General features: G+C 74.2%; 15 protein-coding genes. 9 read left to right on the top strand and 6 right to left on the bottom strand.

What is annotated here, in order from left to right:
- Window positions 1-15: 15 nt before the first annotated feature.
- Window positions 16-441 (top strand): DUF3291 domain-containing protein, encoded by a 426-nt coding sequence (locus tag ACFXPX_RS19355; protein WP_380642413.1) that lies wholly within the window; start codon window positions 16-18, stop codon window positions 439-441.
- Here the strand turns inward: ACFXPX_RS19355 and ACFXPX_RS19350 are convergent.
- Window positions 425-1246, bottom strand: coding sequence for an NAD(P)H-binding protein (locus ACFXPX_RS19350; RefSeq protein ID WP_380592233.1), 822 nt, complete (start codon window positions 1244-1246; stop codon window positions 425-427). The genes ACFXPX_RS19355 and ACFXPX_RS19350 overlap by 17 nt on opposite strands.
- Window positions 1247-1325: 79 nt before the next feature.
- Here ACFXPX_RS19350 and ACFXPX_RS19345 point away from each other — a divergent pair, with 79 nt between their 5' ends.
- Window positions 1326-1739, top strand: coding sequence for a winged helix-turn-helix transcriptional regulator (locus ACFXPX_RS19345; protein WP_380524354.1), 414 nt, complete (start codon window positions 1326-1328; stop codon window positions 1737-1739).
- A 15-nt stretch (window positions 1740-1754) separates the two neighbouring features.
- Here ACFXPX_RS19345 and ACFXPX_RS19340 read toward each other — a convergent pair whose 3' ends face one another.
- Window positions 1755-3044: an alpha/beta hydrolase family protein gene (locus tag ACFXPX_RS19340; protein ID WP_380642411.1), complete on the bottom strand. Its 1290-nt coding sequence runs from the start codon at window positions 3042-3044 to the stop codon at window positions 1755-1757.
- 298 nt (window positions 3045-3342) lie between these two features.
- Between ACFXPX_RS19340 and ACFXPX_RS19335 the strand changes: the two genes are divergently transcribed.
- Window positions 3343-6072: an AAA family ATPase gene (locus tag ACFXPX_RS19335; RefSeq protein ID WP_380642409.1), complete on the top strand. Its 2730-nt coding sequence runs from the start codon at window positions 3343-3345 to the stop codon at window positions 6070-6072.
- Between the two features lie 94 nt (window positions 6073-6166).
- Here ACFXPX_RS19335 and ACFXPX_RS19330 read toward each other — a convergent pair whose 3' ends face one another.
- Window positions 6167-7378 (bottom strand): acyl-CoA dehydrogenase family protein, encoded by a 1212-nt coding sequence (locus ACFXPX_RS19330; protein ID WP_380524360.1) that lies wholly within the window; start codon window positions 7376-7378, stop codon window positions 6167-6169.
- A gap of 5 nt (window positions 7379-7383) precedes the next feature.
- Window positions 7384-8412: a phosphotransferase family protein gene (locus ACFXPX_RS19325; RefSeq protein WP_380642407.1), complete on the bottom strand. Its 1029-nt coding sequence runs from the start codon at window positions 8410-8412 to the stop codon at window positions 7384-7386.
- A gap of 345 nt (window positions 8413-8757) precedes the next feature.
- On the opposite strand from ACFXPX_RS19325, the gene ACFXPX_RS19320 reads away from it, so the two are divergent.
- The 3 genes from ACFXPX_RS19320 (at window position 8758) to ACFXPX_RS19310 (ending at window position 11470) form a co-directional block, all read left to right on the top strand.
- Window positions 8758-9009, top strand: a complete 252-nt coding sequence (locus ACFXPX_RS19320; protein ID WP_380642405.1) for a hypothetical protein — start codon at window positions 8758-8760, stop codon at window positions 9007-9009.
- Between the two features lie 98 nt (window positions 9010-9107).
- Complete coding sequence (locus ACFXPX_RS19315) at window positions 9108-10055, top strand: trypsin-like serine peptidase (protein ID WP_380642403.1); 948 nt, start codon at window positions 9108-9110, stop codon at window positions 10053-10055.
- A 146-nt stretch (window positions 10056-10201) separates the two neighbouring features.
- Window positions 10202-11470, top strand: a complete 1269-nt coding sequence (locus ACFXPX_RS19310; protein ID WP_380642401.1) for a hypothetical protein — start codon at window positions 10202-10204, stop codon at window positions 11468-11470.
- A 7-nt stretch (window positions 11471-11477) separates the two neighbouring features.
- Here ACFXPX_RS19310 and ACFXPX_RS19305 read toward each other — a convergent pair whose 3' ends face one another.
- Window positions 11478-11849, bottom strand: coding sequence for a hypothetical protein (locus tag ACFXPX_RS19305; RefSeq protein WP_380642399.1), 372 nt, complete (start codon window positions 11847-11849; stop codon window positions 11478-11480).
- 89 nt (window positions 11850-11938) lie between these two features.
- Between ACFXPX_RS19305 and sigJ the strand changes: the two genes are divergently transcribed.
- Window positions 11939-12865 (top strand): RNA polymerase sigma factor SigJ, encoded by a 927-nt coding sequence (gene sigJ / locus ACFXPX_RS19300; RefSeq protein ID WP_380642397.1) that lies wholly within the window; start codon window positions 11939-11941, stop codon window positions 12863-12865.
- Window positions 12866-12935: 70 nt separating this feature from the next.
- Here sigJ and ACFXPX_RS19295 read toward each other — a convergent pair whose 3' ends face one another.
- A complete protein-coding gene (locus tag ACFXPX_RS19295; protein ID WP_380524373.1) occupies window positions 12936-14942 on the bottom strand; it encodes a transglycosylase domain-containing protein in 2007 nt (668 codons plus the stop codon).
- Window positions 14943-15121: 179 nt separating this feature from the next.
- Here ACFXPX_RS19295 and ACFXPX_RS19290 point away from each other — a divergent pair, with 179 nt between their 5' ends.
- Together ACFXPX_RS19290 and ACFXPX_RS19285 are read left to right on the top strand one after the other, a co-directional pair.
- Window positions 15122-16231, top strand: coding sequence for a hypothetical protein (locus ACFXPX_RS19290; protein ID WP_375896326.1), 1110 nt, complete (start codon window positions 15122-15124; stop codon window positions 16229-16231).
- Window positions 16232-16470: 239 nt separating this feature from the next.
- Window positions 16471-16921, top strand: a 451-nt coding sequence (locus ACFXPX_RS19285) for a GNAT family N-acetyltransferase (protein ID WP_380642395.1), incomplete at its 3' end; no start/stop codon positions are given.

Here is a 16921-nt window from a genome sequence, read left to right as displayed (position 1 = left end):
TCCCAAGAGTCAGCCGTGCCCACGCTGCCCTGGATCACCCCGAATCCGCCCGCCCCCGGCACCGGGGCGGTCGTCATGGCCTCCCGCTTCGAGGTCCACTCGCTCGCCGACGTCCCGCGGTTCTTCCTCCGCTCGCTCGCCGTCTGGCGCCAACTCCGCAACACCCCGGGCGCGTTGGGCGCCTCGCTGATCGCCCGGCCGCTCCGGCGGACCTTCTGGACGCTCTCCGCCTGGGAGAGCCGCGAAGCCCTGAACGCCTTCGCCACCGCCGAACCCCACCGCAGCACCATGACCGGACTTCGCTCCACCATGCGGGAGTCCACCTTCACCTTCTGGGACACCCCGGTCGAGCGGCTGCCGATCGCGTGGCCGGACGCCCACGCCCGGATCGACGCCCAGCGCGCCGCCGACCGGGGCCCGGGGACTAGCGTCCCGCGATGACCTCCAGCGCCGGGCGCGGCGGGCGGCCCAGCAGCGCCGCCAGGTCGCCCGGCCCGCCCGGCCCGGCCAGGAAGCCGTGCGCGATCGCCGAGTAGGTGCCCACCGTCATCGGCACCTGGAAGTCGTGCAGCGCGTCCGAGGCCGCCAGCGCCGTCCGGGCCTGCGCGAGCCCGCCCGGACGGTACTCGGCGCCCAGCACCCCGGCCACCTCCGCACCGCCCACCGCCCGCTCCCCGACCAGCTCGTACGTCCGCCCCGCGTGCCCGGCGGGCGCCAGCGCCACCTTCGCCGCCGCCTCGGCCAGGTCCGCCCGCGCCACGGCCGCCAGCCGCCCCGCCCCCAGCGGCGCGGTGATCACCCCGTCGGGGCCGGGCGCGGCGATCGCGGCCAGCAGCTCCGCGTAGAGGCCGTTGCGCAGCACCGTCCAGCGCAGCGTGCCGGACTCGCGCAGCCGGCGCTCCGTCCAGCGGTGCGCCAGCGCGTACGGCAGGTGGTCGCCGTCGCCGGAGAGGCTGGTGTAGACGACGTGCTCGACGCCCGCCCGCTCCGCCGCCCCGATCGCCGCGCCGTGCCGGGCGATCACCACGTCGTCCTCCGCGGCGCCCGCCGAGATCAGCAGCAGGGTCCGGACCCCCGCGAAGGCCTCGGCGAGGGTCTCCGGCCGGTCGAAGTCCACCAGCCGGACGGGCACCTCGGCCTCCACCGCGCCGGGCGTCCGGCTCCCGGCGACGACGTCCTCGCGCGCGCCGAGCCGCTCCAGCACGAGGGTGCCGAGACCTCCGTTGACACCGGTGACGAGCAGCATGGTTCTCCTCCTGATGGCCGATCCTCGGGGACGGGACCATCCTCGGTAGCCTGGGCGTCCGGCGTAAGGAGGCACTTCCATGTCCGTAGGGCACAGCGCGGTAACCACCCCCCGCCCGGTCGTCTGGTGCGAGGACGACGTCGACTGCGGGATCCGCGACCTGCTGACCCGGCTCGGCGACAAGTGGTCCGTCCTCGCCGTGGTCGAACTCGCCGGGGGCGTACGGCGGTTCCGCGAGCTGCAGCGCGCCCTGCCGGGGATCTCGCAGCGGATGCTGACCCTGACGGTGCGCCGGCTGGAACGCGACGGGCTGGTCACCCGGACCGTCCACCCGACCGTCCCGCCCCAGGTGGAGTACGAGCTGACGGAGCTCGGCCACAGCCTGACCCACCTGGTGCGGGCGATGGCGGACTGGTCCTACGCCCACCACGACGCCATGCTCGCCTCGCGGCAGCGCTGGGACGAGGCCAATCCCGGCTCGGAGATCCGCTGAGGGGTCCGCCGTCGGCTACCGCTCGTACGTCAGCTCCGGGAAGCGGTCCGAGGGGCCGTCCAGCAGGTGGTCGTCGTGGCCGCGCAGCCAGCGGTCGAAGAAGGACGCCACGCAGGAGCGGGTGGCGAGCTCGGCACGGTCGGGGCGGACGTCGCCGACGTCCGCGGCCAGCACCTCCGGGGTGACGGCGCCCTGGCGGGCGAGCAGCGGGAGCAGGGACTGGGCGTCGGTGTAGGAGCCGTGCCGGGAGCCCTCCAGGGTGAGGTCGGCGTGCCAGCCGGTGCTGTGCTGCCACAGGGCGTCCCAGCCGGGCTGCCGGTGGTAGCTCCCGGAGTCGGACTCCCGGGTGCCCATCAGCAGGAACGGGCGGTCCAGGCCGTCCTCGACGAAGTCGGGCAGGAAGACACCGGTGCGGCCGTCGGGGCCGGGGAAGTGCAGCTGGCCGTCCAGGTTGACCGCGGCGGCGATCCGCGGGTCGTCGTGCATGGCCTGGAGGGCGGTGAAGCCGCCCGCCGAGTGGCCGACCATGCCGATCCGGTCCAGGTCCAGCGAGGCGCCGACGCCGGCCGGCAGGCCCGGGGCGCGGCGCAGCCCGGAGAGTTCGTCGAGCACGAAGCGGGTGTCCGCCACCCGGGCGGCCAGGGACTTGCGCAGCACGGCGCCGACGTCCAGGCCGGGCTGTCGGAGCATGGCGGGGAACACCGAGGTGGCCAGCTCCCCGTCGGGGAAGGCGACTTCGGAGGCCTCGTAGGTGTGGTCGACGGTGACGACGACGTAGCCGCGCGAGGCGAGGTCCTCCACCAGGGCCGTCCCCCAGGTGCGCGGGTCGCCCAGCCCGGGCGAGTACAGCACCACCGGGCGGGGGCCGCCGGGCCGGGCCGGGGCGTCCCGGCGGGCGTGGGTGAGGATCCCCGACCAGTCCGTACTGCCGGGCCGCACGTGGTAGTTGAGGTCACCGACGCCGCTGTCGCCGCCGAAGTGCGCCCCGGCCGCGGGCTCCATGTAGCGGGCCCGCTCCCCACCGGTGGCCGGGCGGGCGGTCGGGTACCAGAGGCTGACCATCACCTCACGCGCCCGGCCCGGCTTCCAGGGGTCCTCCCGTCCGGCGTCGGTCAGCCGCAGCGAGGTCGTCCCGATCGGGTACGGCCCGGTCGGCCGCGGCAGCCAGGCCGTGGCCTGCCGCGCGGCCCCGCCGTCCACCGCCGGCGCCGCCACCGCGCCCACCGCGCCCGGCGCACCCGTCACCCCGAGCGTCGCCGACGCCGCCAACAGCACCGCCGCCACGGCCCGTCCCCGCCTGCCCATGCCAGCCTCCTCGTCCGGTTCGGTCACGGAGCAGACGCTACGGGCGGGGCGCGCCGGGGCCGTCGTACCGGGGAGCCAAGTCCCCCCGACTACTCCGGTATGACACCCTTACGGGCCAGGCGGGTACGCCCCGGGCCAGGCGGGCCCAGGGCCCTGCCGGTCCACCGTCCGCCCGGCCGGTCCGGGTCCGTCATACTGGACCTGACCAGGGCGTTCGCGGCCGGGCGGAGCGGGTTCCCCGCCGCCGGACCGGCCCCGGCGCACGGGTGGGTGAGTGGTCCTCGGGAGGGAAGCAGCTGTGGCGGATTCCGGCACGCCCGAAGCCGGGTGCCCGCTGATCGGGCGCGACCGCGACCTGCGGCTGCTCCGCGAGCGGCTGCGCCTGGGCAGCGGCGGCGGCGCGCTGCTGCTCTCCGGGGAGGCCGGGGTCGGCAAGAGCGCCGTGCTGGACGCGCTGGCCGCCGCCGCGCCCGCCGACGGCGCCCGGGTGCTCCGGGCCTCCGGCGTCGAGTTCGAGGCCCACTGCGGCTACTCGGTCCTCAACCAGCTGTTCTTCCCGCACCTCGCCGCCCTGGAGCGGCTCGACGCCCCGCTGCGCGCGGCCCTGCGGGTGGCGCTCGGCTTCGACACCGGTCCGGCCCCGGAGCACCTGCTGGTGTCCAACGCGGTGCTGCGGCTCCTCCAGGCCGTGGCCGACGGGCGGCCGCTGCTCCTGCTCGTCGACGACCTGCACTGGGTCGACCCGGCCAGCACCGCGGTGTTCGGCTCGGTCGCCCGCCGGGCCCCCGGCCTGGACATCGCCTTCCTGGCCGCGGCCCGCCCCGGCGAGCTCGGCCCCCGGGACGCCGACGCCCTGCCCGCCCACGACCTGCCGCCGCTGGCCGAGGAGGCCGCCGGCCGCCTGCTCGGCAGCCGCTTCCCCGACCTCTCCCGCAGCGCGCACCGCAGGGTGCTGGCCGAGGCGGGCGGCAACCCGCTGGCCCTGCTGGAACTGCCGACCGCCCTGCCGCCGGACCCGGTGGACTGCCCGGCCGTACCGCCCGTCCCCGTGACGCCGATCGCCGTCTCGTCCCTCGGCAACCGGCTGGAGCGGCTGTTCGGCGCCCGGGTGGCCGGCCTGCCCGCCCCCTCCCGCCGGCTGCTGCTGCTCGCCGCGCTGGAGGGCACCGGCGACCTCGGCGTGCTGCGGGCCGCCGCCCGCCGGGCCGCGGAGGAGCTCGGCACGGGCTCCGGCCCGGGCCAGAGCCCGGCACACGGACCGGAACACGGCCCGGGCGACGGCCAGGGCGACGGCCAGGACCCGGAACACGGCCAGGACCCGGAGCACCGCCGGGACGACCTCGCGCCGCTGGAGCAGGAGCGGCTGGTGCACGTCGAGGAGGGCGGCCGCCGGCTGGCCTTCCGCCACCCGCTGATCCGCTCCGCCGTGGTCGGGCAGGCCCCGAGCAGCGCCCGGCGCGCCGCCCACGCGGCCCTGGCCGCCGCCCTGGCCGGCCGGCCCGAGCGCCGGGCCTGGCACCTGGGCGAGGCCACCCTCGAACCGGACGAGGAGGTCGCCGCGCTCCTCGCCCACGCCGCCGGGCTCAGCCTGCGCCGCGGCGACGCCTCCGGCGCCATGCGCACCCTGGTCCGCTCGGCCGAGCTCACCCCCGACGGTCCGCAGCGCGGCCGCCGCCTCGCCGAGGCCGCCTACCTCGGGGCCGAGTCCACCGGCGCCCTCACCAGCGCCCGCCGACTCCTCGACCACGCCCGGCAGGCCGCCCCGGTCGGCGACGGCTCGCTGCACTCCGCCACCGCCGCCGCCCTGCTGCTCCTCAACGGCGACGGCGACGTTCCCGCGGCGCACCGCCTGCTCACCTCCGCCATCGAGTCCGCGGCCGCCGCCCACGGCCACCGGGCCGAGGACAAGGCGCTGGTCGACGCCCTGCACGTCCTGGCGGTGCTCTGCTTCTTCGGCGCCGACGAGGCCCTGTGGCAGTCCTACTACCGGGCCGTGGAGCGCCTCACCCCCGGCCCACCGGCCTTCCTGGCCGTCCTCGGCCGCACCTTCTCCGACCCCGCCCGCACCGGCGCCGCCGCCCACGGCCCGCTCGACGCGCTCACCCTCGCCCTGGCCGCCGCCCCGGCCGGCGAGGCCGACCCGGTCCTCACCACCCGGGTCGGCACCGGGGCGCTCTACCTCGACCGGCTCGGCGAGGTCCGCACCCCCGCCTGGCAGGTGGTCCGCGCCGGGCGCGAGGGCGGCCCGGCCCGGCGCTACATCTCCGCCCTCATCCACCTCTGCCTGGACGACTACCTCACCGGCGCCTGGGACGAGGCGCTCGACCTCGCCCGGGAGGGCCTCGGCGCCTGCCGGGAGCACGGCTACGACGCCTTCGCCTGGTACTTCCAGTACATCGAGGCGATCGTCCTGGGCGCCCGCGGCCACACCGCGGAGAGCCTCGCCACGGCCGGCACCGTGATCGACTGGGCCACCCGCCACCGCGCGCCCTGCGCCGCCCACTACGCCCACCACGCCGCCGCCGTGGCGGCCCTCGGCGACGGGGACCACGCGCTCGCCCACCGGCACGCCGTCGCGGTCAGCCCGGCCGGCACCCTCGCCTCGCACGCCCCGCACGCCCTCTGGGTGGCCGCCCACCTGGTCGAGGCCGCCGTCCGCGGCGACCGCCGCGAGGAGGCTGCCGCCCACGTCCGCGCGATGCGCGAGAACGGCATCGCCGCCGTCTCGTCCCGGCACGCCCTGCTGGTCGAGGCCTCCGCCGCGCTGTGCACCGAGGACGACGAGGAGGCACTGCGGCTGTTCGCCCTCGCGCTGGACACCCCCGGCGCCGAGCGCTGGCGCTTCGACCACGCCCGGGTCCAACTGGCCCAGGGCGAACGGCTGCGCCGGACGGGGGCGTCCGCCGGCGCCCGGGCACCGCTGCGCGCCGCCCTCGCGAGCTTCGAGGCCCTCGGCGCCACCCCGTGGGCGGACCGCGCCAGGGCCGAACTGCGCGCGGCGGACCGGCCCGGCCAGCTGAGCATCTGACCGCCTGGCCACGGGCCGACCGCGCCCGTCGCGCCTGCCGCCTGCCGCCTGCCGCCTGCCGCCTGCCGGGGCCGTCCCCCGGCAGGCGAGGTGCTCAGCGGTACTGCTTGAGTTCCCGCCGGGCCAGGGAGCGCTTGTGCACCTCGTCCGGCCCGTCCGCGAGGCGCAGGGTGCGGTTGCCGGCCCAGAGTTGGGCGAGCGGGGTGTCCTGGCTGACACCGGCGGCACCGTGGGTCTGGACGGCCTTGTCGAGGATCCACTCGACCGTGCGCGGGGTGGCGATCTTGATGGCCTGGATCTCGGTGTGCGCACCGCGGTTGCCGACGGTGTCCATCAGCCAGGCCGTCTTGAGCACCAGCAGCCGCAACTGCTCGATCCGGACCCGGGATTCGGCGATCCAGTCCTGCACCACGCCCTGCTCGGCGAGCGGCCGGCCGAAGGCCACCCGCTCGCTCGCCCGGCGGCACATCAGCTCCAGCGCGCGCTCGGCGATGCCGATGGCCCGCATGCAGTGGTGGATCCGACCCGGGCCGAGCCGGGCCTGGGCGATGGCGAAGCCGCTGCCCTCCTCGTCGATCAGGTTCTCGACGGGCACCCGGACGTCCTCGAACAGCACCTCGGCGTGGCCGCCGTGGTCGGCGTCGTCGTAGCCGAAGACCGTCATGCCGCGCTTGACGGTGAGGCCCGGGGTGTCGCGCGGCACCAGCACCATGCTCTGCTGGCGGTGCGGGGCGGCGTCCGGGTTGGTCTTGCCCATCACGATGAACAGCTTGCAGTCCGGGTTCATCGCGCCGGTGATGTACCACTTGCGGCCGTTGACCACGTACTGGTCGCCGTCGCGCTCGATCCGGGTGGCGATGTTGGTGGCGTCCGAGGAGGCCACCTCGGGCTCGGTCATCGCGAACGCGGAGCGGATCGCGCCGTCCAGCAGCGGCCGCAGCCAGCGCTCCTGCTGCTCGGCGCTGCCGAACTGGGCGAGGAGTTCCATGTTGCCGGTGTCGGGGGCCGCGCAGTTGAGGGCCGGCGGGGCCAGCTGGATGCTGCGGCCGGTGATCTCGGCGAGCGGGGCGTACTGGAGATTGGTGAGACCGGCGCCGTGCTCGCCGGGGATGAACAGGTTCCACAGGCCCTGCTTGCGGGCCTCCGTCTGGAGGTCGGCGACGACGGGCGGGACGCTCCAGGGGGTGCGGTCCGGGTCGGCGAGCTGCTGGGCGAGGGTGCTCTCGGCCGGGTACACGTGCTCGGCCAGGAAAGCGAGGAGTTGCTCGCGGAGTACGTTCGTCCGGGCGTCGTAGGCGAAGTCCATGGCTGTCAGCTCTCCTTGAGGGTGGTCAGTCCGTGCCGGGCGAGGATCGGGGCCATCTCGCCCGCGCGCTCGAAACCTGCGCCCAGGGTGCGGCCCTGCTGGAAGCGGTAGTGGATGCCCTCGGCGATGACGGCCAGCTTGAAGGAGGCGAAGGCCACGTACCAGTCCAGGTCAGTGGCCTGACGGCCGGTCAACTCGGCGTAGTACGAGACGATTTCCTCGGCCTTGGGGAAGCCGGGGGCGGTCATGGCGTCGGGGATGATGCCGCCGCCGATGCCGGCGATCTCGGTGTACATCACGAGGAGGCCGATGTCGGTGAGCGGGTCGCCGAGAGTCGACATCTCCCAGTCGAGGACGGCGGTGATGGCGTCGGTGTCGTCGACCAGGACGTTGTCGAGCCGGTAGTCGCCGTGCACCAGTGCGGGCGCGGGCGAGACGGGGCGCCGTTCGGCGAGCAGGGCGTGCAGCCGGTCGAGGTCGGGGAGGTCGCGGGAGCGGGACTTCTCCAACTGGGTCGACCAGCGGCGCAGTTGGCGCTCCAGGTAGCCCTCGGGCCGGCCGAAGTCGTCGAGGCCGACGTCGGCGGGATCGATCCGGTGCAGGGCGGCGAGGGTCTCGACCAGGCGGCGGCCGAGGGCGGAGACACGGTCCTCGCCGAGGGCGGCGAGGGCCTTGCGGGAGCGGTGCGCGACACCGTCGACGTGCTCCATCAGGTACCAGGGGGCGCCGAGCACGTCGGTGCCGTGGTCGATCAGCAGCATGCGGGGGACGGGGACATCGGTGTCCCGGAGGGCGGACATCACCCGGTGCTCACGGCCCATGTCGTGCGCGGTGGCGAGGACGTGCCCGAGCGGGGGGCGCCGGAGGACCCAGCGGCCGGCGCCGTCCGCGAGCACGTACGTGAGGTTCGAGCGGCCCCCCTCGACCAGCTCGGCCCGGAACGGCCCCCGGACGAGGCCGGGCAGCTCGGTGTCCAGACGGGTGCGCAGCCGCACCAGATCCAGACCGGGCAGGTCAGCGGGGCTCTCGACCATCGGGCGACTCCAGGGTGGATGGGGGATCATTGACTAAGCGCTTGCTTAGCATTCAGTCGGAAGATGCCCCCTGTCAATGCCGTGAGCCCCCGGACCGACCGATCCGGGGGCTCACGGGAGGGAAGGAGGGGGTCGGATCCCGCCAATGCATCAGCAACGTGCCGAGCATCCGCTCCAAGGTCCGGATCGACTTCCGATGATGGACGGCGACACGGCACCATGGCTACAGCAAGTGATGTATCGATCGCTATGCGCTACAACGGAGACAGCCATGCCCCCCAACACCCCCTGCACCCCCGTGCGCGGCTTCCAGGCCGCCGGCTTCACCCAGGCGGCGACCGGCCGATGAGCGACCGCTACGCCATCCTCCCCGCCGACTCCCCGCGCGGTACCCACTACCAGGCCTGGGTCATCCGGGACCGCGCGACCACCGAATGCGTCAAGGCCCTCCCCCCGGCCGACGAGCCGCTCCGCTTCTACTCGTACGCGCAGGCGCAGGCCTGGGTCCGGACCAACACTCCCACCACCTTCGAGGTCCGCCTGATCGACTCCTCCAGCCCCGAGGACGCCAAGGCCTTCCGACGCACCATCGGCTGATCGGCCGACAGTGAGGGTGAGCCGGCCCCGATCGTGGGCACCCACAACTGCGGGTGCCCGCATCGAAGCCCCCCTCATCCAGCCGGAAGGGACCACCCATGGCGTCCAGGTTCACCACAGCCATCGCCGTCGCCCTCCTCTCCACCGCCGCCCTCGCCCCGACCGCCACCGCCACCGCCGCGACCCCACCCACCACCAGCACCGCCAGCGCCGCCGCACAGCTCAGCGCCTACTGGACCCCCGCCCGGATGGCCGCCGCGCTCCCCCTCGACACCAAGGCCGCCCGGCCCACCGCCGACGGCCCCCGCCCGGGCGAGTACATCCCCCCGAGCCGCAGCTTCGACGGCATCCCGCAGGTCGGCGCCTTCTTCTGGACCGACGCCACCGGCACCGGCCGCACCTGCAGCGGAGCCGTCGTCCACAGCCCCGGCCGCGACCTGGCCCTGAGCGCGGGCCACTGCCTCAAGGGCTACGCGGGCGGCTCCCCCACGCGGCACCTGGCGTTCGTCCCGCAGTACCACGACGGGCTCACGCCCCTGGGCGTCTTCCCGGTCCGGGCGAACGGCGTCCACGTCGCACAGGAGTACTACGACCGGGGCGAACACGCGGGCGCCGCCTACGACTTCGGCTTCGCCGTCACCGAGCCCAACCAGGCGGGTGACGCACTGGAGGACGTCGCGGGCTCGGTGCAGCTGCTCACCGGCACCGGGTACGCCCACGCCCCGGTCCGGATGATCGGCTACCCGGGCGGCGCCCCGAAACCCGTGGAGTGCTTCAGCCGGACCACCCGTTGGGCCAGCGACGACCCCGCCGACCCGGGCACCTTCGAGCGCATCGCCTGCGACGGCTTCACCGGCGGCACCTCCGGCGGCCCCATGCTGATCCCCTGGTTCGGCGGCTGGGCCGTGATCGGCCTCATCGGCGGCTACCACACCGGCGGCAACACCCCCCAGATCTCCTACAGCGCCCCCTTCGGCCCGGCCGTCCGAGCTCTGTACGAGGCCACCATCAGCGGCGCCCCTCCGGCCGGCGGCCCGGCGTCCTGAGCCGAGCCCAGCGCCCGACGGAGCCTCAGTCCGACCACCCGTCCGAAAATCCGTACGACCACCCGTGCAACGTTTCCGACGGCTCAGGTCATCGATCTAGGGAGAACCCTGTGTGATCGAAACTGTCGCCGAAGGAAAGGGAATCCGTGCGGACTGCTCGCGGTGCGGTCGTCCTGTTGGCCGTGGGGGTCGTCGCGTCCCTCACGCTCACCACGGGGGACTCCTTCTCCGAGAGCAGACCCAACGCCGCCGCCCCCGATCCCGACCCGGCGGCCCCGGAGGCGAGCGCCGCCGACACCCCGGCGCCCACCCCCACCCCGACGCCGACGCCGACGCCCACCTGGGACGGCCAGGTCCACGTGCTCGGGGACGGCTCCACCTCCTACACCGGCCCGCAGCCCAAGCAGCCGAAGCCGGAGAAGCTGAAACCGGGTGAGAAGCCGCCGCAGTTCGTCGTCTTCTCCTGGGACGGCGCCCTGGAGGGCGACGACCGCCTGTTCTCCCGCTTCCGCAAGCTGGGCGCGGACAACAACGCCCAGATGACGTACTTCCTGAGCGGCCTCTACACCCTGCCCAAGTCCAAGAAGTCGCTCTACCACCCGCCCCAGCACGACCCGGGCGCCGCCTCGATCGACTACGCGACCGACGCCCACATCAAGGACACCCTGGAGCAGCTGCGCCTCGCCTGGCTGGACGGCAACGAGATCGGCACCCACTTCAACGGGCACTTCTGCGGCTCCAAGGGCGGCGACGACTGGAGCACCGAGGAGTGGAAGAGCGAGCTCGACCAGGCGGTCTCCTTCGTCACCAACTGGAAGACCAACACCGGCCTCAAGAACATGCCGCCGCTGCCCTTCGACTACACCAAGGAGCTGGTCGGCGGCCGCGCCCCCTGCCTCCAGGGGCAGAAGAACCTCCTCCCGGCCGAGAAGGCCGCCGGCTTCCGTTACGACGCCAGCTCTCCGGGCGAGTTCCAGGTCTGGCCGGTCAAGAAGGGCGGCATCTGGAACTTCCCGCTCCAGATGCTGCCCTTCCCGGCCAAGTCCTCCCAGGGCCTCTCGATGGACTACAACTTCCTGGCCGGCCAGTCCGGGGACACCACCAAGGGCGACCCGAAGAAGTACGCCGACTGGGAGAAGGAGGCCCGGGACAGCTACCTGGCCGGCTTCAACCGGGTCTACAACGGCAGCCGCGCCCCGCTGTTCATCGGCAACCACTTCGAGGACTGGAACGGCGGCATCTACATGGACGCCGTCGAGGACGTGGTGAAGAACGTCTGCCACCAGGACGGCGTCCGCTGCGTCTCCTTCCGCCAGGTCGCCGACTGGCTGGACGCCCAGGACCCGAAGGTCCTCGACAGGCTCCGCCAACTCGACCCCGGCCAACCGGGCGACTGGTCCCGCCTGGTGAAGTGACCGGCGCTCAGCCCGTACGACGGGCCAGCGCCAGCAGGCTCAGCCCGAACATCAGCACCCCCAGCGGGAGATGGACCGCCGGGACGTGCGCGATGCCGAGCACGACCTGCACCGAGGCGAGCGCCAGGAAGCCGGCCGCCTCCCCCACCGGTCGCACCGGCCCGCCGCCCGGCTTCCAGGCCAGCACCGCCGCCAGCAGGTAGAGCATCGACGCCCCGTACATCACCCGGGCGCCGACGCCGTGCAGCGTCTCCCCGTAGGAGGTGGTCAGCAGCAGTCCGGCGGAGACGGCCTGGAGCAGGATCGTCACGGTCTGCAGGGCGATCGCGGCCCGCAGGAACGGGAACCGGTGCGTCGCGCTCGTCGTCGGGGTGGCCATGTCGTGGTCCTCTTCTCCGCCCGGGGGCAGTGGATCGGTAGGGTCTCACCGATCCGACGACGCAGGCCCGTGAAAGGTAAGGCGAGCGCATGACGGCAGCGGGGGCGGACACCGACGCGACCTTCGGCGAGCGGCACAGACTGGTCAACGTCGCCTACCGGCTGCTCGGCTCGCTGACCGAGGCCGAGGACGCCGTGCAGGAGGCGTACGCGCGCTGGTACGCCCTGCCGCCCGGCCGGCGGCGGGAGGTACGGGCCCCCGGCGCCTGGCTCACCACCGTCACCGGCCGGATCTGCCTGGACCTCCTGGGCTCGGCCCGGGCCCGGCGCGAGCGCTACGTCGGCGCCTGGCTGCCCGAACCGCTGCCGGGACCGCTGTCGGCAGGGCTGCCGGCAGGGCTGTCGGAACCGCTGTCGGACCGGGCCGGGAGCGCCGATCTCGCCGACCTGATCGTCCTGGACGAGTCGGTGGCGATGGCCTTCCTGGTCGTCCTGGAGTCGATGACCCCGGCCGAGCGGGTGGCCTTCGTCCTGCACGACGTCTTCCGCTACTCCTTCGCCGAGATCGCCGCCGTCCTCGACCGCACCCCGGCGGCCTGCAAGCAGCTGGCCTCCTCCGCCCGCCGCCGGGTCGGTGCCGCCCCGGCCCCGGCGACGCCGACCGCGCGGGCCGACACCGTACGGCGGGTCAAGGAGGCCTGGCAGAGCCGGGACATCGCGGCCCTGGTCGCCGTCCTGGACCCGGCCGCCGTGATGACCGCCGACGGCGGCGGCCTGGTCGGCACCGTGCTGCGCCCGGTGGCGGGCGGCGCGCTGATCGCCCAGTACATGCTGGCCGTCGCCGACCGGGCCCCGGGCATGGAACTGCTGGAGTGCCCGGTCAACGGCGCGCCGGGCCTGGTGGGCCCGCGCGACGGCGTCGTGCTGACGGTGGCCGCGTTCGACGTCGCGGACGGCCGGGTGACCGGGATCTGGGTGGTCCGCAACCCGGAGAAGCTCCGCCCGTGGGCCCGCTGAACGACAGCGGCCACCGCCACGACTACGGCTACGGCTACGGCTACGGCTACGGCTACGGCTACGGCTACGGCTACTGCCCGGCGGTCTTCATGAACGCCGTCCAGATCCGCCCCGGCAGGTCCGAGTCCGGGGTGTCCGGAGCGGCTCCGCCGACCCCCTCCAGGGACTGCAGCTTCATGTCCTTGAGGTCCGCCCGGAACACCGTGACCGCCGTCGACAGCTGCCCGTTGTAGCCGACGGTCCACCCCGCGGTGCGGTCCGGGGTGGTGCCGGGCTTCGCCGCCAGGCCGACGCCCGCGCCCGCCACCGCCTGGGCGCTGCCGCCGCGGACGGCGCCCTTGAGGGCGGTGTCCACGTCGGCCGCCACGGCCGCGGGCAGCGCCCGGGCGGCGGTGGGCAGCCGCAGGTCGACGGGCTTGCCGTTGCGGGTGACGCCCGACACGGAGTACGGGTCGGTGTGGCTGCCGCCGGACCCGAAGGCGGCGTAGGCGTCGGCGGCGCGGATCGCGCTCGGGGTGGAGTTGCCGACGCCGAAGGCGGGGACCAGCTCGCCCAGGCTCTCGGGGAGCAGGCCGAGGGCCGCCGCGGTCTGCTGCACCTTGTCGAGGCCGACGTCCATGCCGAGCTGCATCAGCGGCCCGTTGACGGACTGTTCGACCGCGCTGCGCAGGCTGACCCGGCCCCAGTTCCGCTTGCCGTCGTTGGCGGTCTTGACGATCTTCCCGTCCCGCCCCCAGTACGGCCCCTCCGGAGTCGTCACGTTGACGCCGTTGTCGCCGTCGTACGTCGTGCCGGGCGTCACCGGGGTCCGGCCGCCGTCGCGCCGGCGCTGCACGCCCTGGTCGAGTCCGGCCGCGTACACCAGCGGGGTGAAGGCCGAACCCATCGGCACGGTCGAGGTGTTGGCGTTGTTGAAGCCCTGCTTGCGGTAGTCGGGGCCGCCGTAGAGGGCGACGATCCGCCCGTCCAGGGCGACCGAGGCGGCGCCGACCTTGAGCAGCTTGTCGGCCTCCCGGTTGTCCGGGTCGAGGCCCTTGGTGGCCTCCTGCACGGCCGCGGCCAGGGCGTTGACCTTCGCCTTCTCGAAGGTGGTGCGGATCTGGTAGCCGCCGAGGTCGAACTGGGCCGGGGTGATGTCGCTGTGGCTCTCCACGAAGCCCCTGGACAGGTCGACCAGGTAGCCGATCTGGCCGGCGAGGCCGGCCCCCTTGGGCGGTGTCCGCGGCTCGGGGAACACCGTGTACCGGGCCCGCTCGGCGGCGGAGAGCCTGCCCCCGTCGACCATCCGGTCCAGGATCCAGGACCACCGCTCCACGGCCCGCTCGTGGTTCTCCGGGCTCACCGCCGGGTCGTACTGCCCGGCACCCTTCAACAGGGCGGCCAGGAAGGCCCCTTCGCTGGGGTCGAGCTGCGACACGTCCTTGCCGTAGTACGCGGCCGCGGCACGCTCGATGCCGTAACTGCCGCGCCCGAACCAGCTGGTGTTCAGGTAGCCGGCCAGGATGTCCTGCTTGCTCATCCGACGGCCCAGCTTGACCGCGATGACCATCTCGCTGAGCTTGCGGGAGACGTCCTGGCGCTGGTTCAGGTAGATGTTCTTGACGTACTGCTGGGTGATGGTCGAGCCGCCCTGGGTGTCGCCGCCGGTGGCCATCTCGTAGACGGCGCGGCCGATGCCGCTGACCGAGACCCCCGGGTCCGAGTAGAAGGTCTCGTTCTCCGCGGAGAGCACCGCCCACTGGACCGACTCGGGCACCTGGCCCAGCGGTACCTCCTGCCGGTTGGTCTCGCCGATCCGGGCCATCTCGGTGCCGTCCGCCCAGTAGTAGACGTTGTTCTGCTGGGTGGCGAAGGCGTTCAGGTCCTCCGGGACGTGGGTGGTGACGTAGAACCAGCCCGCCAGGCCGCTCAGCACCGCCGTCCCGAGACCGGTCGTCAGGAGCAGCTGGCGCCAGGAGGGGAGCCAGCGCCGGACGCCGCGCCGACCGCGGCGCGGGTAGTCGATCCGCCGCAGCGGACGCCACCTCCGGCGGTCGCTCCGCTCCTCCTCGGCTTCCCCACCCTGCTGTGCGCGCATCCGGTCTCCGATCTCCTGGGGCGGCCCCCTCCACCCCGTCAGATGCCGAACCGGCCGTCCTTTGGGGGGCCGAGATCAGTGTGATCATGTTCATATCGGGCCGGGGGAACCGAACCGCACCCGGGCAATCCGGCCCGTCCGGCCCCGCGCCCCCGGCGGCCTACCGCCACAATGTCGCCATGAGGTTGATCCACACCCTGATCGGCGTGCTGCTGCTCCTGCTCGTCGTGGGCAGCATCCTGCGCACCCTGGTCGTCCCCCGCGGGCTCTACTCGGCCCTGGTGTTCCGGCTCTGGGCGCTGCTGCGCACCACCCTGCGGCTGTGGGCCACTCCCTTCGGCACCTACCGGGCGCAGGACCGCGCCCTGACCTGGCTCGCCCCGCTGGTGCTGCTCGGCATGCTGACGGTGTGGCTCAGCGGGATGCTGCTCGCCTACACCCTGCTGCTGCACGGCACCTCGGAACTCAGCTGGTCGATCTCCATCCGGGAGGCCGGCTCCAGCCTCTTCACCCTCGGCTACGCGAGCGGCGAACGCCTCCAGCTGTCCGCGATCGACTTCATGGCCGCCGCCAGCGGCCCGCTGGTGATCGCCCTGCAGATCGCCTACCTGCCCACCCTGTACGCGGCCTACCAGCGGCGCGAGACCGAGGTGACGCTGCTGCAGTCCCGGGCCGGCGAACCCGCCTGGGGCCCGGAGCTGCTCGCCCGGCAGTCCCTGGTCGACACCGAGACCGCGCTCCCCCAGCTCTACCGCGACTGGGAGCGGCTGGCCGCCGACATCGGCGAGAGCCACTCCAACTACCCGGTGCTGCTGGCCTTCCGCTCCCCCCAGCCCAACCGCAGCTGGGTGGTCGGGCTGATCGCGGTGATGGACGCCGCCGCCCTCCACCTCTCCCTCTGCCCGCGCTCCGCCCCGCCCGAGGCCCGGCTGGTGATCCGGGCCGGCTTCACCGCGATGCGCGACATCGGCCGGGCCCTGCGGATCGACTTCGACACCGACCCGGACCCGGACACCCCGATCCGCCTCGGCTACGCCGAGTACCTGGGCGCCGTCGCGATGATCACCGCGGCGGGCTTCCCGCGCGAGCGCCCGGTCGAGGACGCCTGGCGGCACTTCCGCGGCTGGCGGGTCAACTACGAGGCCCTGGCCTACGAACTGGCCCGCCGCGGCGACGCCGTCCCCGCCCTCTGGACCGGCCCGCGCGACTTCCGCGCCCCGGTCATCCCGCCGGCCCGCCCCACCGACCGCCGCCCGGAGTCCTCGGCGCCGGGCCTGCCGCCGGTCTGAGAAGAAATCCCCGGCGGCTCCGGAAAGGGTCGGGTACACTCGAACGCAGTACGTGCCGATCAGGAGCAGAGAGTAGGGAGGTGGGGTTGATGACCGCGTCGAAGGCCGCCGTGCGCAGCGTCCGGGTCTCCCTCGCGTCCCGGGCCGCGGCCTGACCCTGCCCTGTCCTGCCCCGCCGGGAGCGTGAGCTCGCGGGGCGTCACACGTACACCTCCCAGGAACGGAATCCCCGTACCACCATGCGCAACTGGAACACCCGCGCCGAGACCGGCGCCGACATCCCGACCGTTCACGCCGTCAACGCCGCCGCCTTCGACACCCCGGCCGAGGCCGACCTCGTCGACGCGCTGCGCGCCGATCCCGCCTGGCTCGACGGCCTGTCCGTGGTCTCCACCGACGCCGCCGGCACCGTGGTCGGCCACGCCCTGCTGACCCGCTGCCACATCGGCGACGTCCCGGCCCTGTGCCTGGCCCCGTGCGCCGTGCTCCCCGCGTACCAGCGGACCGGCGCCGGCTCGGCCGCCGTCCGGGCCGTCCTCGACGCGGCCCGGGAGCGGGGCGAGCGGTACGTCGTCGTCCTCGGGCACCCGGACTACTACCCCCGGTTCGGCTTCACCCGGGCCTCCACCCACGGCATCGGCCTGACCATCGACATCCCGGACGAGGCCCTGATGGCCCTCGCCCTGGACG

It is taken from the genome of Kitasatospora sp. NPDC059146 (assembly GCF_042786665.1).
Lineage (GTDB): Bacteria > Actinomycetota > Actinomycetes > Streptomycetales > Streptomycetaceae > Kitasatospora.
The sequence above is the reverse complement of the archived record's forward strand: the minus strand, read 5'-3'. Positions and strand labels throughout refer to the sequence as shown.

Coding starts and splice junctions, on each gene's coding strand:
- ACFXPX_RS19350 (WP_380592233.1), bottom strand. CDS start 1,246: ATGCTGCTCGTCACCGGTGTCAACGGAGGTCTCGGCACCCTCGTGCTG.
- ACFXPX_RS19345 (WP_380524354.1), top strand. CDS start 1,326: ATGTCCGTAGGGCACAGCGCGGTAACCACCCCCCGCCCGGTCGTCTGG.
- ACFXPX_RS19340 (WP_380642411.1), bottom strand. CDS start 3,044: ATGGGCAGGCGGGGACGGGCCGTGGCGGCGGTGCTGTTGGCGGCGTCG.
- ACFXPX_RS19330 (WP_380524360.1), bottom strand. CDS start 7,378: ATGGACTTCGCCTACGACGCCCGGACGAACGTACTCCGCGAGCAACTC.
- ACFXPX_RS19325 (WP_380642407.1), bottom strand. CDS start 8,412: ATGGTCGAGAGCCCCGCTGACCTGCCCGGTCTGGATCTGGTGCGGCTG.
- ACFXPX_RS19320 (WP_380642405.1), top strand. CDS start 8,758: ATGAGCGACCGCTACGCCATCCTCCCCGCCGACTCCCCGCGCGGTACC.
- ACFXPX_RS19315 (WP_380642403.1), top strand. CDS start 9,108: ATGGCGTCCAGGTTCACCACAGCCATCGCCGTCGCCCTCCTCTCCACC.
- ACFXPX_RS19305 (WP_380642399.1), bottom strand. CDS start 11,849: ATGGCCACCCCGACGACGAGCGCGACGCACCGGTTCCCGTTCCTGCGG.
- sigJ (WP_380642397.1), top strand. CDS start 11,939: ATGACGGCAGCGGGGGCGGACACCGACGCGACCTTCGGCGAGCGGCAC.
- ACFXPX_RS19295 (WP_380524373.1), bottom strand. CDS start 14,942: ATGCGCGCACAGCAGGGTGGGGAAGCCGAGGAGGAGCGGAGCGACCGC.
- ACFXPX_RS19290 (WP_375896326.1), top strand. CDS start 15,122: ATGAGGTTGATCCACACCCTGATCGGCGTGCTGCTGCTCCTGCTCGTC.